Genomic DNA, 26835 nt, shown 5'->3' with positions numbered 1-26835 from the left:
TTCTCTCATTATACAAGAAAGACCCTATAGAATAGACTTTTTTTTAAGTGTCTATTCTATAGGGTACATTTTATCAGCCTCCTTCCTTTTATTTACCCATCTTATATGTAACTAATCGCCTGACTCCCCATTTGCACCCATGCCTTTTCAAAACTTTCTCTCGGTACTTTTACATCTAAACTATCACTTAGAGGATCTCGAATATATACAAATTCCTTATCATATCCAATAAGTACTACACAATGTTCATTATACGTAATAGAAACATCTCCACTATTTGTTTCCCATGTAGTAAATTCATCTTTATCTAATGGCGCAAATGTTGCATTCGTAATCATGACTACCGGTTGTCCTGATTTTACACTCTTATAAAGCTCTTCTATACTCTTCCCTGTTAAGTCCACAGCTTTGTTAGGTAAATACTTTTTCGCTAATTGAAAAAGTGGTCCATGATATACACCATATCCTGATTCAGAAAAGGTATAAATATTTCCTACAAATCCTTCATTCGGATTCCCACGTACACCATCGTTCATAAAATCAACTTTCTTTATTTCGTTTGCTAATTTCATCTTATCCACTGTAATACCTGCGTATTGTAACATCATCGCTAAGCTCGTCACTTCACAGCCTCTATCTAACTCTGGTAACTGCTGAATGAAAGGTACATTTGATAAGATGACCTTTTCACCATTATTACTAAACTCCGCTTCTTTTTCACTTTGTATATTGAAGAATGTTAACTTTTCCATATACTTTGTAATTCCATTTGTATATACATTCCATACTGCTATAGCTAGTAATGCTATACATATATACCACTTAAACCTTCGTATCACTCTCACGCCTTTCTTAGTTTGTTAAATAAGAATAAAACGCGTCAGCATCCGTGCGAATCACCGGTACAAAATTTAGTTCTTTTCCTTTTTCAGGCTGATCTTTTTTTATTTTTTCTGCTAGTTCTTGAGCATTCATATTCGTTTTATCGATATTAAGCTCATCTGCCATTTGTAACACCTTTTGTTCATTAATTTCACTTAATACTTGATATATATCTTTACCATATAAATCAATATGATATTTTTTTGCCTCTTCTTGCACTTTTTGTTCGTATACTTCTTGTGCTAACTCTTCTATCTCTTTTCCTTTTTGTGAAATACCTAACTTCCCTGCTTCCTCTCTTACTTTCGTTCCATAGATTTCTTCCGCAATGTCCTCTATTTCTTTTCCATTTGTTGAAATACCTAATTTATCCGCTTCATCGCTAATTTTAATCGTATTAATTTGAGTAATCAAATTTACAATTGATGTGTTTTCTATTGATAGGCCTAGCTTTAACGCTTCTTGCTTCACTTTTGTTTCATAGATTTCTTCTGAAAGAGTTCCAACATCTTTTCCTTCACTTGAAATTCCTAGCTGCTTCGCTTCTCTTCCTACTTCCGTCTCATGGATTTCTTTTTCTAACGTAATTTGTTCTTTCCCTGCCGTTTCAATCCCTAAATTCTCCGCCTTTTCTTCTGTATGCACAGCATGTATCTTTCCGTTGTTTAATTGTTCTTTGCTGCGCTGCTTGTAATCTGTCTTTCCCTTTGATGTTTCAGAAGGAGAGGCACCCCCTAATATACTTAAACTCATTACTCCAATAGTGAATACCATCATCATTTTCTTTTTCAAAATTACTTCCTCCCTCTTACACTTTCTTTTCCATCATTCCCTATTCATAATCGAAATAACATTATGATCGATGTAATCTACTCAAATACCTTTTTATAATCGCTTCTTTATAGGGCGAACTTTCCGTATAGAATACATGTTAAAAATAGTTTCTTAACTTTCCCTTAAAAAAAGACGACCTTGTAAAAACAAGATCGTCTTCTCACTTATATTCTTTGGTGTTTAGGGAAAATCACTTCAAAACAAGTGCCCTCTTCCCATTTGCTCTCTACTGATATTTTTCCGTAATGTTTCTCTACAATCCAATTTGCGATTGAAAGACCTAATCCAGCTCCTTCTGACGTACTTCTTGCTTTATCCCCTTGATAAAAACGATCAAATAATTTCGGAATATCTTCTTCTTTCACTCCTATCCCGTCATCTTTCACCTGTATACGAATTGAACTACTCGTTTGCGTGCAATTGATTTGAATATGACCGCCTTCGTTCGTATACTTCATCGCATTATCTAACAGTATGACCATCATTTGATGAATCCGCTCTCTATCACCCATAAAAGATACGCCACGTTCTACTTTTAATATCATTTCTTTTTCTTGATAAGAAGCAATCTCCTTATATGGAGCTACTATTTCTTCTAACAATTTATCGAGTTCAAATGTTTTCTTATCCATCTCAATTTGATTAGAATCAGAGCGTGCTAGCAATAATAAATTACTAACGAGTTTTGATAACCGCCTACATTCTTTTGAAATTGTAGAAATATCCATCGCTTTTTCTTCTATCGTAGCGGATGGTGACTGGAATAAAACATCCGTTTTTGATTGAATAACTGCAAGCGGTGTCCTTAGTTCATGTGACGCATCAGAAACGAATTGCTGCTGTTTTTCCCATGAATTTTGAATAGGTACAAGTGCCCTACCAGCTAGGAAAAAGCCGATACCGATTGCACAGAGGCTTCCTATGCTACAACCTATAGTAAGAATTAGAAATAAAGTATTTAACATTTCTTCTTCAGCTGTTATATCGCGTACGATTTGAACTATTTTTCCATCTTGTTGAAATACAAACGTCCTAAAATATAGTCCTTGCACTTCTATATCTTGCAAAATCCCTAATTTCTTTGGCGAAAACTTTTCCAAATTGCCTTCAAAGATAATACGACGTTTACCGTTTTCAACACCTATCTCCACTGTGTTTCCTATCCAAGTTAACTCCATTATCCTTGGATCCCCAATTGGAGGATATCCCCTAATTTTTTTAGGTAGTTTTTTATCATCTGCATTCTTTCTATGTTGAACGGCTTTTTCTATCGATTCATTTACTCCACTATAAATACGCTTATATGTGTAAGAATAAATGATACTACCTAATACGCCTATCAAAATGATAAATACTAATGAATTCAATATAGTCAATCGAATGCGCGTCTTCTGAAACATACTTCCCTTTTTCATTGTTCTTTTAATATATATCCAATACCTCGAACGGTTTGAATATCTTTCTGATAACCGAATGGCTCTAATTTTTTACGTAAATGATGTACATACACTTCTACAATTGCCACTGTCGTATCTGAATCAAATCCCCAAACACGATCAAAAATTTGTTCCCTCATTAAAATCTTTCCGCTATTTTGAACAAGGTACTCTAGAAGCTCATATTGTTTTAATGTTAGCTTCATACTTTGTCCATCTACTTGAACATCTTTATCTTTTCCGAACAGTTCAATCCCTTTATATCGAATAGTCTGCTTTGTTGTTAAATTACCACTTCTGCGTAGTAAAGCACGAATTCTCGCTTTTAACTCTGGAGCCTGAAATGGCTTAACGATATAGTCATCTCCACCAAAGTCCAATCCCTTCACCCGATCTTCTAAAGAATCTCTCGCTGTTAAAAACAGGATTGGTGTTTCAATCTTTTCATCACGTATTCTTTGAATTACTTCAAAACCATCCATCTCTGGCATCATCACATCAAGCAAAATTGCATCATATATATTTTGTAACGCTAGAAATAACCCCTCTTCTCCATTCAATGCTGTATCTACTTCAAATTCGTCGCGTAATATTTGGACAATAGACTCTAATAAGGAAGCATTATCTTCTACTACGAGTAAGCGCATATTCTCACCTTCCACCATATCATTCAATTCTATTTATAATCACATTCCTGCTTTTCCTAACAAAAGAATATAATCATATTTTGTAACTTCATTTTTAATTCGTTCTTTCTACACTTTTTCTTGATATAGAATTTTAAAGATTAATTATAAAAACTCTTCCTTAAATTTTGCTTAATAAAAAGTTGAAAGAAATAAGATTCTCCTTATCTCTTTCAACTTTTTATTACGTACACCTTTTTACTCGGCAATTCTAAACAATTTAGCTGGCCGCCATATACAGCACCGCCATCAATTCCAATAATTCGATTACTACCAAAATACACGCCGCAATTCTCACTACCGTGAAGCGTTTTTGTTTCCGTATGACCAAATACAACAACCTTTTCACCGCTATATCCATTATGAAACTCATTACGGATCCACATTAACGTATATGGTTCACATTCAGAAACCCGTTTCAATGGCTCAACACCAGCATGTACAAATATATACTTTTCTGTTTCAATGTAATGATCTAATTCTTGAATAAACTTTACATGTTCTTCTAAAACATGCGATTGTAAAATCGGTTTTTGGAAGTCTTCCTCATTAACTACAATATCTTCTTCTACAAATCCATAGCTGTATAAAGTCTTATCTCCACCGTTTCTTTTTACCCAATGGTTCCATGAACGTTCCTCATCAGTCGTTAACGCCTTAATCATCATATCTTCATGATTTCCCTTTAGAACGAGGGCTCCATCTTCTTTTAACTCTTTTACCCTTTCAATTACTGCACGTGCATTTGGACCACGATCTACATAATCCCCTAATAAAATTAGTTGATCCTTTTTTGCATCGTATTGAGCTTCTTCTAATAACTGTTCGAACTTTTCTATTTCGCCATGAATATCACTAATAACAAGAATTCTTTTCATATTATCACCCCTCTTTCTAATTATAATTCAAAACGACAGAAACTTCAGAATTGTATTTTAAAACCGTATTTATTACAGATACAACGATTATCCTTACAACAATGTAAGTCTCTTGTCATTCAATTCGATAGTTGCAATTGCTATATTTCCTTATACTAAAAGTAAGAAATGAAACAAAAAACAAGGAGAGATGAGAAATGAAAAAAGTGATGGAAGTTTTAGTAGCAGTGGCAGAGGTTTTCGTAAATGGTAAACAAGTTGCAATGGAGTTAAACAAATAATGAAAAGGACAAGATTCATTCTAGACCCTTTACTCATATAAAAGAGATAAGACTTCTTCATTTTTTTGATCCCTTATCTCCTAAAGAAAGCCGTATCCTTTTTCGGATACGGCTTTCTCTTATTTTTGACTCGTACGAGCTGAAATGCTAATTGCTCTATCTGTCGCTTTGGCAGCTTCATCTAACGCTTCTTTACTATTCTTTCCGTCATACATTGCTTCTAATGCTTTTACAACTGCATCTCGTGATTCTGGGAATACACTAATTAAAGCACCTTGTGTTGCTGGAGATTGTTTCGTCGCTTGCAATTGATCTACTGTTACTTTTAACTGTGGATATTTTTCATATTGCTCTTTTACTAATGGTTCATTATATGCATCTGGATTAATAGAGAAATAACCTGTTGCAGTATGCCATTTTGCTTGTACGTCTGACTTCGTTAAATATTTCATAAAGTCCCAAGCACCTTGTTGTGTTTCTTCTGAAACCATATTCGTCATCCATAATGATGCTCCTCCAATAACAACACCATTTTGTTTCGAATCCTCTGGATATGGAATATATGACACGCCTACATTAAACTTAGATGCATCAATTAAGTCGCGAACACCAGCTGAAGAATCTAAATACATAGCAACTTGTCCAGACTGGAACGCGGCACGAATATCATCCCAACTTGCTCCATACTTTCCTAGTGCACCAGCTTTATTTAACTCATCTAGCATCCCAAATACTTTCTGTCCTTCTTTACCGTTAAATACAGCTTTCTTTGCAGCATCTTTACGACCATTTTCATTATCTACATATAAAGCGCCTTGTGTCGCTAACAATTCTTCAAAGAACCAACCATAATTCAGCATTGAAAATCCATATTGTTTTACATTTCCGCCTTCTTTAATCGTTAACTTTTTCGCTGCTTCTTGCAATTCCGCATATGTTTTTGGAGCTTTCTCTGGATCTAAGCCCGCCTTTGCGAAAGCATCTTTATTATAAATTAATACTGGTGTAGATGAATTAAATGGCATAGAATACATTTTTCCATCAACTGAATAATAATTTGTAATTGCTTTTTCCAGCTTTGAAGTATCGTACTTATCTTTTTTTATCCAACTATCAATTGGCGTAATCTTTTTACTATCAATCATATATTTTGTTGTAATTTCACTCGACTGAACAAGAGCTGGCGCTTCTTTCGTAGCAGACATCGTTCTAAATTTCGTTAAAGACTCTTCATATGTCCCTTGGAACTCTGGCTTTATCTCGTATTTATTTTGTGACTTATTATAGTCCGCAACAAGTCCCTCTAATACCCCTTGTGTTTTTCCACCCATCGCGTGCCAAAAACGAATTACCGTTTTATCACCATTCTTTTCAACTGGCGCTACTTTTGCCTGTGCTTCAGGTTTCTCCTCCGTTTTACTAGTTGAACAAGCGGCACTAGATAATGCCATTGTTGCTGCCATTAATAGAGCAGCACCTTTTTTAACTAAATTCATTTTACATTCACCTTCTTTTCGTTATTTAATTGCACCTTTTGTTAACCCTTGTTGTAATTGCTTTTGCCCTACAAATAGTAAAATTAATGTTGGAATTACAATAACCGTAACACCTGCCATTACGCTTCCCCAATCAGTTGCAACTTCTTGAGACTGAAGCTGCTTCACACCAATTTGGACTGTTCTTACCTTTTCATCAGTGGTCACTAAAAGTGGCCATAAGTACATATTCCATGTTGTTAAAAAACTATATACGCCAAGCGTAATAAAACTCGTTTTACAATACGGAATTACAACGCTGAACAAAAATCTTACATTTCCAATCCCTTCAATAAAAGCAGCTTCTTTCAGTTCATTCGGAAGTGTCATAAAATGTTGGCGTAACAAGAAAATACCGAAAGCTGTTGCAAAAAACGGCACTGTCATCCCAGCGAAACTATTGATCCAGCCAAAGTTTTGAATCGTTAAAAAGTTAGGTACCATCGTCGCTTCCCACGGAATAAGCATCGTTGAAATAAACAGGAAAAAAATAAGATTTCTTCCCTTAAACTGAAGAAAGACGAAAGCATACGCCGCTAAGCTTGACACGATAAGTTGTCCAATCATAACAACTGTCGATACAACTAAGCTGTTATATAAATATGTAAAAAGTGGTACTTTCTGAAAAATATTAATGAAATTATCAAAAGTAAATTGAGTTGGAAATATCCTTCTCATTTGAATATCGTCTGGTGTCATAAAGCTTATTAAAAACGCATACAGCACAGGAAAAAATACCATTACTGCACTAATTATGAGCAGCATGTATAGCAGGAAATTTTGTTTCCACTGTTTAACGATCATTTATAATGCACCTTTCTCTCAGCAAACTTAAATTGAAGTAATGTAGCAATGAAAATGAAAACAAATAGTACCATCGCTTGTGCACTTGCTGTCCCAAATTGATGATTCACAAATGCCTCTTTATAAATCGAATATACAATTAAATTTGTTGCATCATTCGGTCCACCGTGCGTTAAAATATCAATCTGTCCAAAGCTTTGGAACGCACTAATTAACGTTACTGTCACGATAAAGAATAAAGTTGGTGATAACATCGGTAATGTAACACGACGAAGCTTATATAAATAGCTAGCACCATCTATAGATGCACTCTCATATAAAGACGTATCAATGTTTTGTAAACCACCTAATATAACTAAAAATGCAAATCCTGTATTCACCCAAACCGTTGTAACTGATACAGAGAATAGTGCCCAGTCCGGACTCGTTAACCATGCAATTGCAGGAAGATTCATAGAAGCTAATATATTATTGAATAACCCGACACTTGGATGAAATAAAAATAACCAAATCACTGCACTAGCAGCTACTGATATTCCCATTGTGGAAGAAAATAACACACGGAATACCCCAATACCTCTTACTTTTCCATTTGCAATCAATGCAAGAAATAAAGCGAGTATAATACTCGTAGGCACTGTATATACAACAAATAATAAAGTTGACTTTATGCTTTTGTAGAAAGCAGGATCAGAAAATAAGTATTGATAATTTTCTAAGCCAACGAAAAGATTAGCTTCTCCGTGTATATCTGTTAAATAAAAGCTATAGTAAATCGTCCTAAATAATGGATAAAAAAGAAAAATCGAGAACAATAAAATAGATGGCGCTAAAAATAATAATCCTATTCTTAAATCTTTCGTTCTACTCCATAAATTCTTCTTTTTTGCCACCTTTGCTTGGGCTGGTAACTTGCCTACTTCAATCATTATTTCGCCACCATTTTCAACTCTTCTTCAGCTACCACTTTTAATCGTTCATTCGTATTTTGATGAAAGAAGCATAACTTATCTTGTGAGAATAATAATTTTACTTTGTCACCTTTGTTCAGGATTAGCTGTCCAATGACTTTTGCACTCCAAGTTGTTCCATTTATTGCGAAGTTTAATATAGATTCGTTGCCTAATACTTCTACAGATTGCAATGTAACTTCTTGTCCTTCCTCAGACAGGGCAATATGCTCAGGACGCATGCCTATGCGAATTATTCCTTCTGGTAATTGCTTTAACTGTCCAATAGATAACGGAATTTGCAATTGCCCTATATGTAATACACCTTTTTCTTTGTTTACTTCTCCATCATTTATATTCATCGAAGGAGACCCTATAAAACTTGCAACAAATTCATTTGCTGGTTCGTTATAGATGTCAAGCGGTGTTCCAACTTGCTGTATGCTTCCTTTATTTAAAACCATGATGCGATCTCCCATAGTCATCGCCTCTATTTGATCATGAGTAACGTAAATCATTGTAATTCCTAAACGCTGCTGAATTTCTCTAATTTCAATTCTCATTTGCGCACGTAATTTCGCGTCTAAATTCGAAAGTGGTTCATCCATTAAACAAATCGGTGCTTGGCTCACAATCGCTCTAGCAAGCGCAACACGCTGTCTTTGTCCACCTGATAATTGACCTGGTTTCATTTTCACATACTCTTTCAGCCCTACCATTTCAATAGCTTCCATTAATCTCTTTTGCCGCTCTTCTTTTTGTACTTTCCTTACCTTAAGTCCAAATAAAATATTTTCTTCTACAGATAAGTGTGGGTATAGTGCATAATTTTGAAATACCATTGATAGATTACGATCTTTCGGCTCTAAATCATTTGCAACACGTTCATTAATAATTAAATCCCCTGAAGAAATTTCTTCTAGGCCAGCGATCATTCGTAATAATGTGCTTTTCCCACATCCTGAAGGCCCAACTAAAACAAAAAACTCACCCTTTTTAATGTGAACCGATACCCCCTTAACCGCTGTCTCTTCTGCATTTTTATATACCTTTGAAACATTTTTCAATTCAATCACAAAGTTGCACTCCTTTTTTCTTCTTGTATCCATACTTCATAATGACTCGTTGAAATTGCACTTGCGCCTGCACGAATAGCAATTTCCGCATCTTCTCGTGTTTGAATCAGTCCGCCTGCAATGATAGGAAATTCTATTTCCTCCGCTAACTGCTTAATAATGGAAGGCATAATACCAGGCATAATCTCTACTGCATTCGGTTTAGTCGTTTTACAATTTTCAATTGATTTTGTAAGAGATAAAGTATCGACAATAAAAATACGTTGGATCGTTTTTAATCCAATTTTATTGGCATTTCGAATTGTCGATCCTTTTGTTGAAATAATACCTTGTGCTCCGATAACGTCTTGAATATACAAAAGTGCTTCCTCTGTATTCGTATTTAAACCTTGTATAAAATCACAATGAAGAAAGACATCATGTCCATGTTTCTGTAATTCATATACACGCTCTGGTAACTCCAGCATTGAACCCGTCATAAGAAAAACTGTTTTCGGTAATTTTTTGTATGTGTTGTATCCTTTCCAATCCTTTATCATCGCAATATAAGGTTCTTTAAACATTCATTCCACCTAGCTTTTCTGTTTTTATCCAAACTAAAAACACCTACTTACATAGAACACCTTTCTCCTTATTTGAACTCTAGGGAATAGAGCACACCTAAGAAAGTGGCACGTTATATGTAAGCGGGTGTTCTCAAATGTTCTCTACCCTAGTTATTTTGTTACCTTTACTATAGTATGCATTTATTAAGTCAGTTTTGATAGATTGTTAATTAGCTGTTAATCGAATGTTAATATTCACCATATTTTCTTAACATTAATCTAGATATACGAATAACCCCCAACAGCAAACAACTATCTTTAAAATTTAAGTAATATGCAAATTCATTCCATAGTTAATCAATTTTAGTTTTCTCGCAACTTCTTGTGAGGCATAATTATCCCAAGAAGTACTATAAAGTGAAATGCAGTTTTCTTCTTGTATTGATATCGCCCAGGCTGTAACAACATCAGTACCATACCCATTCCCTTGAAACTCCGCTAAAGTTTCCACACTCGCCTCAGCAGCTACAGGTGTACTCCTAGCACTGCAACATATAGAAACTACCTTTTCATTTTTTACAATTGCAAAGTAAGGTTGCCTCCACTCCATCTGTTCTATTAGATTAGGAAAATTTTCTCGCAAAAGCTCTTTATTCTTCTCTGTTATCTGTATTGTTCTAGTTGGCTTATGTAAATTATTAGAGAACATGAAAGCAGGGCCCATCCAAATATTTTTTACTGTTCTTTCTTCATTTAATACATGGATAATCTTTGCTATCTCTATATGATTTGAAGGTTCTCGAATTAATTTCTCAATCTTACCTACCGTTTCATCATCCAGATCACAATGATATCTCGTTATACTCCCTTCACGAGTTCTGCCAAGAAAACAGCGTGGTGCTTTCGGATTTCCTTGTTCATTTACATATTTCATTTTTCCTACTTAATTATGAACAAATAAAACCTCTACCTGAATTGCTATTAAATCAAGTTCTGAGAGCCTCATTTATATTCTCTTTAGTTACTCCATATACCATTCATAATCTATTTTTCATGCCCAAAACAAAAATCCCATTTACATACACATTACTGAATCCATCATACTCAATGACTTCTTCATTCTGTCTATCTAAATGGGATTATTTCATACTTGTTATTCTACCGGTTGCGGTTGTGGCTGTACTACTTCATTCGCTCCAGCTACCCTCAACATATTTGCAATATCTTTAAAACCTCTTTTTTCAGCATATTGCAGTGGCGTAATATTTTCCTTATTGGCCATATTTACATCTGCCCCGTGGTCAATAAGCATTTGAATTACTTTCTTATGATTTTCACTACCATTTCCTAATACAATTGCTTCTACTAAAGCTGTTCCACCACGAGCATTTTTATAATTGACATCAATATCTGTATGCTCTAACAATTCTTTTACGACCTCTACATGGCCACGCTCAGATGCAGAAATAAGTGCTGTTCCACCTGACTTAGTCGTTTCTTTCGTATTAACTCCTGCATTAATTAATACTTTTACAATATCCGTATAGCCTTCTCTACTCGCATAAAGAAGTGGATTACTTTGTTTCTCATCTTTAATTTCAATATTAGCACCTGCACCAATTAATGCTTTCACTGTCTCTACATGATTTTGGTACGTTGCTGCAAGGACAGGTGTTTCTCCGTTGTCACCTTCTACATTTATATTCGCTCCATCTTGGATCAACTTCATAGCTGTTTCTGTATCTCCAAGAGTGGCAGAAAGTAGCAACTGTTTGTCCATTAAATTTATACTTTTTTCTTCTTTAGATTCTTCCTGTTCTTTATGCTTCTCTTTTTTCTTTTCATTTTTCACATGAACCGGTTTCGATTCTGGCTCTTCTTGCTTATCGCAAGCTACTACCGTCATTAAAAGTCCTAATAACATACATAATAAAATTTTTTGTTTTCTCACAACTACAGCTCCTATGAAAGATAATGTTTTCTTAACCATTCCTCCATCACATACAATAACTCTTCTTGAGTACATTTATCCATAAGCCCTTTATATTCCTTCTTTAATCGGATTATCTTAAACTTATACTATGTTTCTCAACCTATTGGCATGATACGCCTGCTGGCCTCATCATTAACATTATGAAGCAATTAGTTTAGCACGATTTTACCGCATTTGTATACATTTCTAAAAAGTACATAGATGATTGCTTTAGGTCACTACATTCCATTGTAACCGTTCTTCTAAAAATTTTACACCTTTTCTATATTTGCACCTGAATAATACTAGAAAAAGACAACTATGCAGTTGTCTTTTTCTAGTATTAATGATGCCCACCGTGATTTCCCTTTTTCGTGTTCCCCATCATTTCTTTATTCATTTCCCATTTATGCTCTGCTAGCTCTTTATACGAGAGAACTTTCCCCTTATAGTTAGATACAAAGCTCTCTGCATCTTTTTTGTTTTTAAATGAAATGACATTATAAGCCATTGGTGTTGTAATTGTTTTATCATATACATAAGTAGCGTCTTCTAACGAAACCCAATCTTTCGAATCATAATCTCGAACAAATTTTTCTTTCGTCTTTTCACCTGGATTAATCTCCATCCATTTATACATACAACCGATATCATCAAACTTTAATGCTTTTCCATTTTCTAAAATGATTTCTGTTGCAAATTGATTATCCATTACCCCAATTTGGCAAATATCACACTTATCATGCTTCTCATCAATTGCCACAGCCTCCGCTTGTTTCTTACCACATCCTACAATTGTAAAGACAAAGAATAAGCATATAGCAAGCATCACATACTTTGTTCTCATTGTATTTCCTCCCTAACCGTATCTTCTACAAGGAGCATATCAAAAACTTGTGTGCGATTTGTGAAAAAATGATGTGTCTTTTGTAATATATGGAACAAAAAAGATGTGTAGTCCTCTCTACACACCTCTCATCATTCACAACCTGTAATTACTAAATCATCTTCTATTTTAATTAATAATGTATCTGTATGAATTTGCTGCCCAACAACTACATTTACTAATCTTATATTTCCACTGATGCCGACTGCAACCTTTTCAAGTTCACCGTTATTTTTTCGGATCATCATTAATTTTTCCCACTCATATACGTAAGAAGATTCATTAACAAAAATCTCTTCTACTTTTCCTTCATAAGAACTACAAATCTCTTCCATTCTTGTTTTCATATAAAATCTACTCCCTATTTCACACTTCAATATTGTCATCTTATTCTACCATTCTTATGGAGAGCAGCTTACTTTTTAAAAATTCAAATTAACTCCCGTGAACAAAATGACCAAAATAAAAATTATGCTTCTAATGATGTTATTTTTCAAATTATTTACCATTCAGATAGATGCTTTTATGATAAACAAAAAACCTTTTTCTGAATTTTTATTTTATTTTGAAAGCGCAATCATTTTTGAGGGGGAGATTACATGTTAGCACTACTTGGATTTGCAATGGTATTTGTCTTTATGTTTTTAATTATGACAAAACGTATGTCAGCACTAGTAGCATTAATATTAATTCCAATTACGTTCGCATTAATTGGAGGCTTTTATGCAAACATGGGACCTATGATGTTAGAGGGCATTCAAAAACTAGCACCTACTGGTATTATGCTTATGTTTGCTATTTTATATTTTGGAATTATGATTGATAGCGGTTTATTTGATCCTGTCATTAGTAGGATTTTGAAATTTGTAAAAGGAGATCCTTTAAAAATTGTTGTTGGTACAGCGATTCTTACAATTATCGTTTCATTAGATGGGGATGGAACGACAACGTATATGATTACTGTTTCCGCAATGTACCCACTATATAAACGCCTTGGAATGAATCCACTTATATTAGCTGGGGTTGTTATGTTAGGTGCAGGCGTGACAAATCTTACACCGTGGGGTGGACCGACAGCTCGTGTTATGAGTGCACTTGGACTAGACGCATCAGAGCTCTTTACACCACTTATACCAGGAATGATTGCTGGTGCACTTTGGGTAGTTTTCGTTGCTTACTATCTTGGAAAAAAAGAAAGAAAACGTTTAGGAATTATGGATATACAATATTTAAAACAAATGCAAACAACAGATGAGCAAGCTGCAACAGTAGAAGCTGCTGTTCATAAGCGCCCTAAACTTCTATGGATTAACTTTTTATTAACTGCTACCTTACTTGTCTGTCTTATACTAGAAGTTATGCCATTACCTGTTTTATTTACAATCGCTTTCGCTATTGCTGTTATGATTAACTATCCGAACTTAGAGCAACAGAAAGAGCGTATTGCTTCTCACGCAGGAAACGTATTAGCAGTTGTTTCTCTCGTATTTGCCGCTGGGATTTTCACCGGGATTTTATCAGGAACAAAAATGGTAGATGCAATGGCTAAAAGTGTAGTAACTCTTATACCAGACGCTCTTGGACCACAACTACCAATTATTACAGCCCTTCTTAGCATGCCATTCACATTTTTCATGTCCAATGATGCATTTTATTTCGGTGTACTACCTATTTTAACGAAAGCTGCTGCTACTTATGGAATTAGTGCGGCTGAAATGGGACGTGCTTCCTTACTCGGGCAACCTGTTCACTTATTAAGTCCTCTTGTCGCATCCACTTATTTATTAGTCGGCATGGCCAAAGTTGATTTTGGTGAACATCAACGCTTCACTTTATTGTGGGCAGTTGGAACGACAATGGTAATGTTGATTACTGGAATTTTAATTGGGGTTATTCCAATATAAAATAAAAAAACAGTAGCGGACATATATCCTCTACTGTTTTTTATTATGAAGGAATAAGAAAATATCTTCTTTCTGGTCTCCCAACACTCCCATATATAAGCTCCGCATGAACTTTCTTTCCTGATATTAAATATTCTAAATAACGCCTCGCTGTCGATCTGCTTACTCCGACCATTGAGCTTAGCACTTCCGCAGTAATACCTTCTTCATTCACTGTTAACATATGCTTTTTTATTTTTGCTAAAGTTAAGGGGTCTATACCTTTCGGGGCATATTCTATTTCATTTCCCTTTACGCCTCTTTGAGACCATAAATGTTCTATTTGTTCGATAGATAATTGGTTATTTTTCTTTAACTGCACAAGCTTTTTTTGGTAATTTTCCAAACTTGTTTTAAATCGATCAAACATAAGTGGCTTTACGATATAATCTGTTACTCCACCTCGCAGGGCGTGCCTCACTACATCTGTTTCCGATGCAGCTGTAATCATAATAATATCTGTATCATGTAAATTATGTCTAATATATGTGACAAGTTCCGTTCCTTGCATATCAGGTAAGTACACGTCTAATAAAACGAGCTGTGGCTTCACAAGATCTAGCCATTCTTTCGCTTGTTCCCCAGTCGTCGCTGTTCCAATTACTTTAAATCCCTCAATCTTTTCAGTAAAACGACGATGAATGTCTGCAATTCGAATATCATCTTCTACAATCAATACTTCAATCTCCTCACCCATTACAATTCGCCTCTCTCTTTTGGTAATGCAATAATAAACAATGCACCACCTAAATCCCCTTTTTCGATTGCGATACTTCCATTTAAATCTTCTACTAACTCTTTCACCTTTGCTAATCCATATCCTCGCTTCTCGCCTTCTTTCGTCGAGAAGCCTTTATAGAATATGCTAGTAATGACCTCATCATGAATCCCTTGTCCTGAGTCTTCCACTTCAATGACTATTTCTTCTCCGATATCAGTTACAAACATTCTTACTTTCTTATCATGTTCTTCATTTCTTTCAATCGCTTCAAATGCATTCGTAATTAAATTTCCTAAAATAGAAACGACATAATTACTCTCAATATGCGGGCTTAATTTGTCTAAGCTACTCTCTCTATCTAGCATAAAATCAATCTTCAACTCTCTTGCTCTATTATAAAATCCAATTAAAATCCCACCTAACCATGGATTTTGAATTCGTTTCATAATAAATTGAACAAAATCTTGATATACCGCTGTTTCCTTATGAATAAGCTCCAAAGCATCTTCATATAATTCTAGCTGGATAAGACCTGAAAGCGTATACAACAAATTGTTATATTCATGCGTTTGCGCTCGTAATGCCTCTGTATATTGCTTCGTCTGAGATAATTCTGCTGTTAACTGATCCATTTCAGATTTCAAACGTAAGCTCGATACAACGCCAGTTACTTTATTCTTTACTTTAATGGGTAGACGGTTCGCAATAACAGCCTGCCCTTTTATATTTAATTGGCGGTCAAACTGTTCTTCACCAGTTTGAAGTACATCTAATATCGTTGAATTAGGAATTATATCTAAAATAAATTCTCCAATAATATTTCGTTGTTCATCTAGCGAAAGAATATCATAGGCTGCTTGATTAACTAAACTAATTATGCCATGTTGATCAATGACAATAATCCCCTCACGTACAGATTGAATCACTGTACTATGCTCTTCATATAAAGATGAAATTTCTTCTGGCTCCATCCCAAACATCATTCTTTTTATACTGCCAGCTAAATATATAGAGCCGATTACTCCAATTAATAGACCTATTATTGTAATCCAAAACACACGCTTTCCATACACTTCTACCGCTCCATGAATATCATCCATTGAAAATCCAACAGATACCACACCAATGATTTCATTTTCCTGATTACGGATTGGAACTTTTCCGCGTAATGAAGGGCCTAATGATCCAGTTGCTTTCGAAACGTAAGATTTCCCTTCTAATAAAACTCCTTTGTTATCTCCGCCAACCATTGCTTCTCCTATTTTATCTTTCCTAGGATGTGCATAACGAATCCCTTCTTTATTTCCAACTACAATAAAATCAGCATCTGTATCAATTCGAATTTTTTCCGCAATCGGTTGAATAATAGAAGCTGGATTTTCTGTTTGAAAAGCTTCCTTGATTTCTGGTATAGCAGCAACTGTTTTCGCAACATGCAAAGCTCTTTTGCCAATTTGCTCTTCTACCGTTTCAGATAATATGTAATAAAATAAATAACTCGTTAGCATAAGTACAACAAGAATAAGTGTACTAATAGTTAATGTGATTCTCGGTTGGAGTTTTAATTTTTTAAATTTCAAAACCATTCCCCTAACATGATTAAAGATAGAATTTAAAGAATATACAGTCTCTTTAATTATACTTAATCATAACACGGTTACTCTATATTTCTTTCTTTTTCTCTTCATAAAAAAGAAACGAAGTAAAATTATTACCTCGTTTCTTAACAATCATTATTACACTTTAAACTTACCAATCATCTCCTGTAATTCTTCTGCCATTTGTGATAAATGAACTGCTGCTGCATTGATTTCATCTACTGAAGCTAATTGTTCTTCTGAAGAACCAGCAATATTTTGAACGCTTGCTGCATTTTCTTCAATCGTAGCTGCAATTTCATTAATTGATGCACTAACTTGTTTTGCATCTACTGTCATTTGCTTCGCTACTTCTACCATGTTATCAATTTGTACAACTGTATCATCTGTAGATTTCAATATTTCAGCAAAGCTTTGCTTCGTTTCATTTGCAACTACAAGCCCTGATTGTACTTCTGTCCCAACTAGCTTCATAGAACTTACCGTTTCCTTGATATCAAATTGGATTTCTTTCACTAGTTTTCCAATTTCCGTAGAAGACTGTCCTGATTGCTCAGCTAATTTTCGTACTTCATCTGCTACAATTGCAAATCCTCTTCCTTGCTCTCCAGCTCTCGCAGCCTCAATTGCCGCATTTAACGCTAATAAATTTGTCTGCTCTGCAATATGTTGAATCACCTCAAGGATTGCTCCAATTTGTTTTGATTTATCATCTAACAAAACAATAACTTTATCTGATTGTGAAACAGACTCATGGATTAATTGCATTTGATTCACAGTTTGTTCAACTAACTTTCCACCATCTTCAGCCTTTTTCTTCGTATACATAGATGCTGTGGATACTAATGAAGAACTATCTGCAACACGCTGAATTCCTTCTGTAACTTCTTCTAATAATGTTGCACCTTCTTCAACTTCTTTCGTTTGTATTTCAGCCCCGCTCGACACTTGCTCTATTGCTTGTGTAATTTGTTCCGTCGCTTCACTTGTCTGCTTCATACTAGCTGTTAATTCTTCTGAAGATGCCGCCACGTGACTTGCTGAAGTATTTATATTAGAAATGACCTGATGTAATGATGTCGCCATCTCGTTAAAACTTTCTCCTAGCTGTCCAATTTCATCTTTAGAATGAACTGTAATTGTTTCTGTTAAATCGCCTTCACTAATCTTTTTCGATGATATAACAAGTTGTTTTAACGGACTAATGATAGAAGCAATTATGAAGTAAATTAAAATCCCACCAATTATTAATGAAATACCAATAACAGTTAGCGTTTTATAGAAAATAGGATTAGCTGCTTCAATAATTTCTTTTGAAGGCATAATTCCTGCTATTTTCCATCCAGTCTGCTTATTTGTTATAAAGGTAATATTGCGATCATCACCATCGAGTTTGAATTTAAAATCACCTGTTTCCTGTTTGTACAATTCCTTCTCCAGTTTTTCTTCTATTTTGTCACCCGGTTTCATCGTCGGATGTGCTATTACATGTTTAGATTGGTCGAAGATTGCTACATATCCTTTTTTGCCGATATTGACCATTTTTGAAGTATTTACAATATCATTAATAATTAAATCAATACCGAGAACACCGCTCTTATCCTCATTTTGTTTTGCTATTGTAATAACAATATTCCCTGTTGTACTTGACTTATATGGGGCTGTGATAACCACTTCTCCGCTTTTTTTCGCTGCTTCTTTATACCAATCTCTTTCGGTAGGATTATACCCATCTGGCATTTGAATAGACGGTGATTGAATAAATTGTCCCGTACTAGCCCCCGTATAAATTGCTTCTATTTCTGGATGTAATTTATTATATTCTTCTAATTTATTTTGCACATTTTGAAGCTGATCAGTTCCGTAACTTACTCCGTTAAATAACTTTGTAAAATATACTGCGTCTACCTTTTTACTGTCTATCTCTTTATTAATAACATTATTTAAAATCTTTACGTTATCTTCCGCTGATTGTAAAATTGTTTCGTTAAAATTTGTCTTCGCTTGTTGATAAGGCGTCCAACCAATTACAATACTTGGAAGAACTAAAATGATAACAAATGACACAAGTAACTTTGCTTTTAAACTACTTCTCCTTAATTTCCCTTGAAGCATATTTCTACCCCTCCATACCGTTTTAAATGTAATTACCTTACATTTAATTTCTTTATATAAATTATACGATTAAAATGTATCAACTCTTTATCTCTTTTTCTATTAAAGAATTAATACATACCTTTTTCATTCTATATAAATTAAATAATTAAAACAATATATTAAAATGTAAATTATTCGAACAATTCACAGAAGAACCTCTAGTATCTCACTTACTAGAGGTTCCACCCACTATACTATTCTTTATCTTTTGCTACTTCTTTTTTCTCATTTTCTGCTACTGATACAACAGGTTTATCGTTTGATAATTGTTGTACTGCTCCTTTTCCAGCAAATCCTTCTAATAACTCTTTTAAATCAATGCCAGAAGAAGCTTTTAATGTTTCTTGCATCGTTGCCATTAAATCAGTCGCATAACCTGCAACTTTTCCGGCGCCGCTATTTTTACCACCGCCGCCTGTATCGACAACTGTAATTTTATCAATGTTGCTAAGTGGACTGGCAACTTCCTTCGCATAACTTGGAAGCATTTTAAGTACCATATCCATAATTGCCGCTTGGCCATATAACTCAAATGCCTCTGCAATTTTTTGTTTCGCTTCTGCTTCTGCTAAACCTTTTAACCTAATAACATCTGCTTCCGCCGTACCTTGTGCTTTTTGTACTTCCGCTTTTGCTTGACCTTGCGCTTTTTCGATTTCCGCCTTCGCTAAACCTTCCACGCGTACTTCTTCCGCACGTGCTCTCGCTTCAGCTTCAATCTTATATTGATCCGCATCTGCCTTTTTCATTTGTTTTACTTTTTCTGCTTCCGCTGATTGCTCAACAGCATAGCGATCTGCATCTGCTTTTTTCTTTACTTCTGCATCGTATTGCTTTTCACGACGCGCAATCTCTTTTTCTTCTAATTCAATTTGTTTCTCACGCTCAATGATTTTAACGCGCATTTGCTCTTCTGTAACACCTTGTTGTGCTTTCGCCTGTTGTAATTCGTAAGAAAGATCTGCATCTGCACGAGCTTGTTCTTGCTCTCTCTTATAAGATTGTACTTTTAATTCTTTATGTTTTTCAGCTTCAGCGATTTGGGCATCACGTTGGTATTCAGCCTCTTTCGCTTCTTTCTCAGCACGAGCTTTTTCAATACGCGCTTCCTTTTCACGCTCTGCATTTGCAATTGTTGCATCACGCTTAACCGTCGCAATTTGCGGCTGACCAAGTGCATCTAAGTAACCGTTCTTATCCATAATTTCTTTAATTGTAAAGGAAACGATACGAAGACCCATTTTCTTTAAATCTGTAGAAGCTACTTCATGCACCTTTTGAGCAAATTGCTCTCTATTACTATACGCATCTTCTACTGTCATAGAAGATAAAATCGCACGTAAATGGCCTTCTAAAACTTCTTTCGCTTCTACTTTTAACTCTTCTGTTTCTTTTCCTAAATATTGCTCAGCTGCTGTCGATACTTCTTCAATTGTAGAACCTACTTTAATAATAGAAACACCATTTACTGTAACTGGAACACCTTGCTTCGTATACGTATCGCGTGTGCCCACTTCTAACTTGTAATTTAGTAAGCTTAAAGGTTCTGCTCTTTGCATGATTGGCACTACGAATGTACCGCCACCGCGAATAATCTTAATCTTCTTTCCATCATCAGTGGTAACTACATTTTTCCCACCACCAAGCCAGTTCCCTGTAACAATTAACGCTTCATCTGGTCCAACTGTTCGATACTTCGTAATGAATACTAAAATGAGTAGAATTAAAATTGCGAGTAAAACTCCACCAATAATTAATGGAATCGTCATGTGAATTCCCCCTTATAATTTTGGTTTTTTTAAAGAATAAGCGATGTTTTGTACAAGCAAAACACCATCTTGGACTCCCTCAATAATAACTTCAGTTCCTTGTGAAATATCTTTTTTCCCAATTGTTTTAGCTGGAATTGCATTACTTCCAAATTGAGAGGATATTAATACTTCACCAAATCCTTCTGTAGGAATTGTCGTAATGACTTCTCCCTTGCAACCAATGAATTCATCCATACGTTGCACAGTATTTTGTTCTGCTTCTGCAATCGGTTTTAAAATTAATATTTTCATTATGAATACACCAATAAAGGATATAGCAAATGCAGCCACGAAAATAAGAATACTATTAAAGGAAAATAAATATTCTCCTATATAACTAAGTCCACATAACATAGCGAAAAAACTAAGTAATAAAGTAACAACGGATACAGATCCGCCTCCAAAACTAAATATGGATTCAAATATATCCCCAAAAAAGATATAAATCACAGTGAGTATAGTAGCAATAATAAATCCGTATAAATAAATTGTCTCAAGTGGATAACCAAACAAAACCATTTCTTATCCCCCTCTCTTAAACAATCCCTTTTTTGTTATGTGTATGCCCCACCTCTTTCAAAGATTATTGTTCTTAATTTTCAGTTATTTAAATTTTAAAGAAAAGCCTGTAAGACAGGCCCCCTAAAAAAGAACAGGAGGAGCCTATTGTGACAGGCTCCTCCTAGTAAATAACCGATATATTATATATCTATATAATATACTATTTTCCACAAAAAGTAAAGTTAAACATACATTGGAAAAGCACTTATTTTACTGATAATTTGTAAGTTCCATCGCCATTATCATATTTATATACATACAAGTAATATTCACCTGGTTTTGCATTAAAGTTTGCCTCTATATGATTGCCATTTGCTTGACCGTAAGCAGCATAATTTTGCATATCTGATTCATGGTGAAGTACCCATGTCATCCCGATTCCATACTCATTTAAAACGGAAATATCTATATCTTTCGCTGATGCTACATTAAATGTATAAACATCAGTGTGATCCCCGCCGATAAGGCTACCTTTTATCGTACTATTTAGCCCGATACGATTTGCTTCCTCTGGACGATTATTTGGTTCTGATTCTGTTAAACTTCCACCTTTAATCGTAACAGTTGTTTCGCTTTTGCTCTCTTTCCCTTTATCATCTTTTACTATTAACGCTACTTTATATGAACCTTCTCTTTCATATACATGTACTGGATTTACTTCTGTACTTGTTCTTCCATCTCCAAAATCCCATAAATATGAAACGATTTTTCCATCTTCATCTTTTGAGCCGTCACTTTTAAATTGAATACCTTCTTTTACAAGTCCATTATAAGGGCCATTTATATTAACCGTTGGAGCTTTATTTTCTCCGTCATCTTTTGCGATACCGTGGAAGACTACATCATATTCAAATTCATTTGAGCTATTTACACGATAATTGACGAAATATGCTGTAACAGTTTTGTAGCCACTCCATTCTTTTTGCGCAAGTTGTTCCAAAACTTCATTTACTTTCTTACTCATTGCGTTCCAATCTTCTGACTCACCTTTTGTTACACTACCTGTATACGTACCTTCTAATCTAAATGTATTAAAGAATTGGGAGCTATGTTTTGTCATTTTTGCATCTTTCATCGGCAACGTTTCAGTCATTTCTTTCTCTACTGCTGTTAATGATTTTGGGGCATGTTCAGCTAAATAATCATCCGCTACTGCCGGTACATTATATTTATCTTGATTATCGATTAGCTGCTGCATATACTCTTGATACTCTTTATTTAACTTAAGATCTTTACTTAGATTTTCACGATATGCATCATAATTTTTCACGTCATTCGCACGAATCAAATCTTGAATTTTATCAAATGTTTCAAACTGATGCGTATATAAGTAAGACTGCAATGCGAACGAGTAATTATAGAAATCCCAAGAACCGTATTTAGCAAATAATGTACGCTCTGCTGTATAACGACTTGCAGGATCAGATGATAATCCACTAATGATGCTCTTTCTCGGTACTACATTATTTGTTCGAGTAGACCCTGCGAAAAACTCTGCATTTCCTTCTTGGAACCAAGTTAACCTTTCATTTTGATACATATCTCCTCTTCCAAATAAACCAGGAACTTCATATCTCCCTTGCAGATAATGAGTAAATTCATGACGGAATAACTCTTCTAAACTATAAATGCTTTGTTCTGGCGTGCGTTCATATGTAAAGAATGTTCCTGTTTCTTCAATATAAATTCCACCGTTGTTCGTTTCATATCCATACAGTTGTCTATTTAATTGGTACTCTTCTGGACTGTTATAAATTACGATCGTTAATATATCATCTGCATTTCCCGGCTCTAACGCTTTATCATTCCCAATTACACGATGATACTGCGCTTTTACTTCCTTTGCAGCCCAGTATAGTCTCTTAATTTTTTCTTCCGATACTTTATCTCCTGTTTTAAATACGATAGATCCATCATCAAATGTATACGTTTTTGGTAAGTACTGCTCTTTTCCTTCTTTACGTATTTTCTCTAAATCTACTGTATTTCCGCTATAATCTTTTCCGTTATAATTTGTTGTAATTTGTTCTACTGCGACAAAATACGGTTCCCTTAAACGTGGATACATATGCATTGCCTGTGTCACAACTTCTAATCCTTTATTTGGATTGCTATGAAACTTCCCGAAACGACTCGCAAAGTAAATTCCATTATTAACGAGCCACTTATTTTCTGGTGTTACTTCATTTAGAAGAGCAATACGATTTATTTCATTAATAAACCCATCTACTTTTCCATACCACATCGTTTCATTCGCTTCTTTACGAGCCTCAATTAAGTAAGACTGTATATCATAGTCAATCCCTTGCATAATATCGTATATTGCTTGTCCCTTCATTCGATCATTTACATACGTATTAAAATTATCATTATATTGCTTTAAAATATTCGATGCGTATTGAACTGTTTCAACATCGCTTGACGCATTACTAATTAATTTACCGTATGCAGATACGACTGTATCTTGTTCAGCTGTACCAAGCTTAAAGTTTGGATTTTTTGCGATAGATTTTAAAGCAGGTAAACATTTGTCCTGGAAACTTCTTTCATTTAATTCACTTAATTCGTTATTATAAAATGCCAGATAAAAAGCTGAACGTAGCACTTCCGTAAACGTTTGAATTCCTTTTGAATCATCTTTCGTAAATGTACTACCCCGATGAGCTAATTCATCTATAACGACTTGCATTTTCCCTTTATCTTTATAAAAGGACTTTGCATCTTCATTAAACTGGAATAAGTCTGTAATTTGGTGCCACTTAATACTACCTAACGTTTCGACTAATTCTTGATCATTCATTTTGTTTAAATCAGCCATTGAATAGCTTTCTTTAACTTGCTTTACTGCCACTTTGTTCGGAATAGATGCTGGTCGTTGTGAAAAGTCTCCTACTTTTAACCGTTCTTGAAACGATAATGTTTCCTCCGCTTTAGAAACGTGTCCAATCTCATCTACTGGCTTTTCAATTCCTACTGGTTTCGAATGCAATACATTATATGGCACCTTTTCTTCTGCTGATGCATGAGTTTGAATTGCCCCCAGCGATAGAGCCATTGTACTAATGCTAAGCATTACTTTATTAATTTTTGATTTCTTGTTCATATCCTTGCCCCCTATTCAAATATTCCATTCACGAATTTAACATAAAATCTAGATATAACAATATAAAATGCAATATTTCATATTATTTCTTCTTACATTTTGTACATATCGTGAACAATCTCCCCACTATCTAGCCGCCAATAGTTATGAATCTTTAGCGATTAAACAGTCCTTTTACACGCGTTAAAAATCGAATTTTTTGACAATTAACCCTTTAATTGTTATGATTAATATAATTGTTAACTTTATTAAACAAGGGTGGGATTCTATGATAAAAAAAGAGAACAGTGTATTTTATATCTCCATCTTGCTAACAACATTATTCATCATATGGGGAATTACCCCGGCAAGTTGGATACAAGGCTATGATTTACAAAGCGTTACATCTTCCTTAAATTCATTTATCCTCAATAAATTTGGATGGTTTTACTCTCTACTTATGACCGCAATGATTATTTTAGCCGCTTATTTAGCATTTTCTAAGTACGGTTCTATTCGTCTTGGTAAAGATGGAGAAAAACCAAAGTATAGTTATCCATCTTGGCTATCCATGTTATTTGGGGCAGGAATGGGAATTGGACTCCTCTTTTATGGAATCGCTGAACCGATTTCACACTTTACAGATCCACTAACAGGAAAAGCAGGTACAGAGGAAAGCGCCAAGCTCGCTATGCAATATTCATTTTTCCACTGGGGTCTCTTTCCATGGTCACTATACGCAATGGTTGCTTTAACAATTGCATATTTCACATTCCGCAAACAAAAAGGTAGCACAATTGGGGCTACAGTTACTCCATTATTTAATCGATCGAAAAATTCTCCTATCGGAAAAACAGTCGATATTTTAGCTGTTTTAGCCACAGTATTCGGTATTGTACCATCTGTTGGGATTGGTGCTCAACAAATCGCCGGAGGATTAAGCTATTTATTCCCTTCTATTCATAACACTTTATTTACACAGCTCATACTTATCGCCATCTTCGCTGTTTTATATTTAACAAGTGCACAAACTGGCTTAGATCGTGGGATTAAATATTTGAGTAACTTAAATTTCTCTCTTGCAGGTATTTTACTCATTTCCTTTTTACTTTTAGGACCAACTGTATTTATTATGAAATATTTCACATCTACACTCGGTTCTTATATTGGAGCTTTACCTAGTATGGGATTAAATTTAGGAGCATTTAATGAAAAATCTTCTTCTTGGATTGAAAACTGGACTATTTTCTATTGGGGATGGTGGATCTCTTGGTCTCCATTCGTCGGTACATTCATCGCCCGTATTTCTAAAGGACGCACAATAAAAGAATTTATTTTTGGAGTTGTATTAGTCCCAACTCTCATCTGCACATTTTGGTTTGCAGTATTTGGCGGTACCGCTATCCATATGGAAATGTTCCAATCGCTTGGTATAGCTGATGAAATCGCAAAAAATGGTACAGAGATTGGATTATTTGCTGTTATTTCACATCTACCGTTCTCTACATTTTTAACAATTATCGGGTTAATTTTAGTAGCCACATTTTTCGTTACTTCTGCTGACTCGGCAACATTTGTCGTTTCTATGCAAACGAGTAACGGAAGCTTATCACCAAAAAATAGTTTAAAACTTATATGGGGATTAACAATCGCGATCATCGCAGCTATTTTATTACAAGCTGGAGGATTAAATGCACTGCAAATTGCAGCGATCATCGCAGCACTACCATTTTCTATCGTAGTCGTCCTTATGGTTACTTCACTCTTTAAAGAGCTACGAAAAGAAGATATTAATTCGCAAACGAAAGAAGTTCCGAAAAAAATAAAAAAAGTTATGTAACAATTAGCGCCTCAAATTACTTCTAAATCTGTGATGAATGCGGAAAAAAGTAAATGAATAAAACCCATTCATATGAAATATCATTTTCATATGAATGGGTTTTTACTCTATTATATAGTGTTGTAAACATGCCTTCTCTTCAAAACCTACTTTCTTGTACAACTTCATCGCACGATCATTATTCGTATTCAAACATAGTTCTATCTCTCTCATCCCTTGGAACGAGAAAATATATTGAATTGCAGCTTGTAATAACCGCTCTCCGACACCTTTTCCATTTATCTCCTTCTAAAAAAGACATCACCATAAGCATATTTCAAAATGAAATCGCCATGATAATGTCTTCTCAAAAACTCA

Annotated in this window: 22 protein-coding genes and 2 pseudogenes; 2 read left to right on the top strand and 22 right to left on the bottom strand. The window is 34.7% G+C overall.

Annotated features, from left to right (window positions below; genetic code table 11):
- Positions 1 to 101: 101 nt before the first annotated feature.
- From PDQ33_RS17025 to PDQ33_RS16960, 14 genes are all read right to left on the bottom strand, one after another.
- A complete protein-coding gene (locus tag PDQ33_RS17025) occupies positions 102 to 839 on the bottom strand; it encodes a C39 family peptidase (protein ID WP_000621157.1) in 738 nt (245 codons plus the stop codon).
- Positions 840 to 852: 13 nt separating this feature from the next.
- On the bottom strand, positions 853 to 1674 hold the full coding sequence (locus tag PDQ33_RS17020; RefSeq protein ID WP_076872790.1) for a transporter: 822 nt from the start codon (positions 1672 to 1674) through the stop codon (positions 853 to 855).
- 206 nt (positions 1675 to 1880) lie between these two features.
- Entirely contained in the window at positions 1881 to 3116 is a 1236-nt protein-coding gene (locus tag PDQ33_RS17015; RefSeq protein ID WP_416241338.1) for a sensor histidine kinase, read from the bottom strand.
- Between the two features lie 11 nt (positions 3117 to 3127).
- Positions 3128 to 3799 carry a response regulator transcription factor gene (locus tag PDQ33_RS17010; protein WP_001238631.1) on the bottom strand — a complete coding sequence of 224 codons (672 nt, stop codon included), beginning with the start codon at positions 3797 to 3799 and terminating at the stop codon, positions 3128 to 3130.
- A gap of 212 nt (positions 3800 to 4011) precedes the next feature.
- Positions 4012 to 4716 carry a metallophosphoesterase family protein gene (locus PDQ33_RS17005; protein WP_000821958.1) on the bottom strand — a complete coding sequence of 235 codons (705 nt, stop codon included), beginning with the start codon at positions 4714 to 4716 and terminating at the stop codon, positions 4012 to 4014.
- A gap of 400 nt (positions 4717 to 5116) precedes the next feature.
- On the bottom strand, positions 5117 to 6493 hold the full coding sequence (locus tag PDQ33_RS17000; RefSeq protein WP_001055008.1) for an ABC transporter substrate-binding protein: 1377 nt from the start codon (positions 6491 to 6493) through the stop codon (positions 5117 to 5119).
- A gap of 21 nt (positions 6494 to 6514) precedes the next feature.
- Complete coding sequence (locus PDQ33_RS16995; RefSeq protein WP_000635932.1) at positions 6515 to 7336, bottom strand: carbohydrate ABC transporter permease; 822 nt, start codon at positions 7334 to 7336, stop codon at positions 6515 to 6517.
- Positions 7333 to 8265 (bottom strand): carbohydrate ABC transporter permease, encoded by a 933-nt coding sequence (locus tag PDQ33_RS16990; protein ID WP_000573565.1) that lies wholly within the window; start codon positions 8263 to 8265, stop codon positions 7333 to 7335. Before PDQ33_RS16990 ends, PDQ33_RS16995 begins: the two co-directional genes overlap by 4 nt.
- The gene (locus tag PDQ33_RS16985) at positions 8265 to 9362 is read right to left on the bottom strand and encodes an ABC transporter ATP-binding protein (protein WP_270756307.1); all 1098 of its coding nucleotides are present in this window, start codon (positions 9360 to 9362) and stop codon (positions 8265 to 8267) included. Before PDQ33_RS16985 ends, PDQ33_RS16990 begins: the two co-directional genes overlap by 1 nt.
- Complete coding sequence (locus PDQ33_RS16980) at positions 9359 to 9925, bottom strand: glycerol-3-phosphate responsive antiterminator (protein ID WP_000472009.1); 567 nt, start codon at positions 9923 to 9925, stop codon at positions 9359 to 9361. Before PDQ33_RS16980 ends, PDQ33_RS16985 begins: the two co-directional genes overlap by 4 nt.
- Before the next feature lie 307 nt (positions 9926 to 10232).
- On the bottom strand, positions 10233 to 10841 hold the full coding sequence (locus tag PDQ33_RS16975; RefSeq protein WP_000878391.1) for a GNAT family N-acetyltransferase: 609 nt from the start codon (positions 10839 to 10841) through the stop codon (positions 10233 to 10235).
- Between the two features lie 219 nt (positions 10842 to 11060).
- The gene (locus PDQ33_RS16970; protein WP_000287348.1) at positions 11061 to 11933 is read right to left on the bottom strand and encodes an ankyrin repeat domain-containing protein; all 873 of its coding nucleotides are present in this window, start codon (positions 11931 to 11933) and stop codon (positions 11061 to 11063) included.
- A 289-nt stretch (positions 11934 to 12222) separates the two neighbouring features.
- Positions 12223 to 12726: a nitrous oxide reductase accessory protein NosL gene (locus tag PDQ33_RS16965; RefSeq protein WP_001259404.1), complete on the bottom strand. Its 504-nt coding sequence runs from the start codon at positions 12724 to 12726 to the stop codon at positions 12223 to 12225.
- 131 nt (positions 12727 to 12857) lie between these two features.
- On the bottom strand, positions 12858 to 13112 hold the full coding sequence (locus tag PDQ33_RS16960) for a hypothetical protein (RefSeq protein ID WP_000857644.1): 255 nt from the start codon (positions 13110 to 13112) through the stop codon (positions 12858 to 12860).
- Positions 13113 to 13364: 252 nt separating this feature from the next.
- On the opposite strand from PDQ33_RS16960, the gene PDQ33_RS16955 reads away from it, so the two are divergent.
- On the top strand, positions 13365 to 14669 hold the full coding sequence (locus tag PDQ33_RS16955; protein WP_000880454.1) for a CitMHS family transporter: 1305 nt from the start codon (positions 13365 to 13367) through the stop codon (positions 14667 to 14669).
- A gap of 43 nt (positions 14670 to 14712) precedes the next feature.
- Here the strand turns inward: PDQ33_RS16955 and PDQ33_RS16950 are convergent, their stop codons facing one another.
- The 7 genes and pseudogenes from PDQ33_RS16950 to colA form a co-directional block, all read right to left on the bottom strand.
- Entirely contained in the window at positions 14713 to 15405 is a 693-nt protein-coding gene (locus tag PDQ33_RS16950; protein ID WP_000503455.1) for a response regulator, read from the bottom strand.
- Entirely contained in the window at positions 15405 to 17015 is a 1611-nt protein-coding gene (locus tag PDQ33_RS16945; protein ID WP_076872788.1) for an ATP-binding protein, read from the bottom strand. Before PDQ33_RS16945 ends, PDQ33_RS16950 begins: the two co-directional genes overlap by 1 nt.
- Positions 17016 to 17165: 150 nt before the next feature.
- Positions 17166 to 18026, bottom strand: coding sequence for a methyl-accepting chemotaxis protein (locus PDQ33_RS29205; protein WP_372465204.1), 861 nt, complete (start codon positions 18024 to 18026; stop codon positions 17166 to 17168).
- Between the two features lie 78 nt (positions 18027 to 18104).
- Positions 18105 to 19142, bottom strand: a pseudogene (locus PDQ33_RS29200) (HAMP domain-containing protein); the annotation flags it as partial.
- 236 nt (positions 19143 to 19378) lie between these two features.
- Positions 19379 to 20953 (bottom strand): flotillin family protein, encoded by a 1575-nt coding sequence (locus PDQ33_RS16935; protein WP_000155026.1) that lies wholly within the window; start codon positions 20951 to 20953, stop codon positions 19379 to 19381.
- 12 nt (positions 20954 to 20965) lie between these two features.
- On the bottom strand, positions 20966 to 21514 hold the full coding sequence (locus PDQ33_RS16930; protein ID WP_000242441.1) for an NfeD family protein: 549 nt from the start codon (positions 21512 to 21514) through the stop codon (positions 20966 to 20968).
- Between the two features lie 247 nt (positions 21515 to 21761).
- Positions 21762 to 24659 carry a collagenase ColA gene (colA, locus tag PDQ33_RS16925; protein ID WP_270756304.1) on the bottom strand — a complete coding sequence of 966 codons (2898 nt, stop codon included), beginning with the start codon at positions 24657 to 24659 and terminating at the stop codon, positions 21762 to 21764.
- 268 nt (positions 24660 to 24927) lie between these two features.
- Here colA and opuD point away from each other — a divergent pair, with 268 nt between their 5' ends.
- Positions 24928 to 26478 carry a glycine betaine transporter OpuD gene (gene opuD / locus PDQ33_RS16920; protein ID WP_000591583.1) on the top strand — a complete coding sequence of 517 codons (1551 nt, stop codon included), beginning with the start codon at positions 24928 to 24930 and terminating at the stop codon, positions 26476 to 26478.
- Between the two features lie 102 nt (positions 26479 to 26580).
- On the opposite strand, the pseudogene PDQ33_RS16915 reads toward opuD, so the two are convergent.
- A pseudogene (locus PDQ33_RS16915) lies at positions 26581 to 26766 on the bottom strand (GNAT family N-acetyltransferase); the annotation flags it as partial.
- Positions 26767 to 26835: the final 69 nt, after the last annotated feature.

The sequence above is a fragment of the Bacillus cereus group sp. Bc031 genome, from assembly GCF_027716265.1.
In the GTDB taxonomy this organism is placed as follows: Bacteria; Bacillota; Bacilli; order Bacillales; family Bacillaceae_G; genus Bacillus_A; species Bacillus_A paranthracis.
Note: the sequence above shows the minus strand (reverse complement) of the source record. Positions and strands in the feature narration are given on the sequence as shown.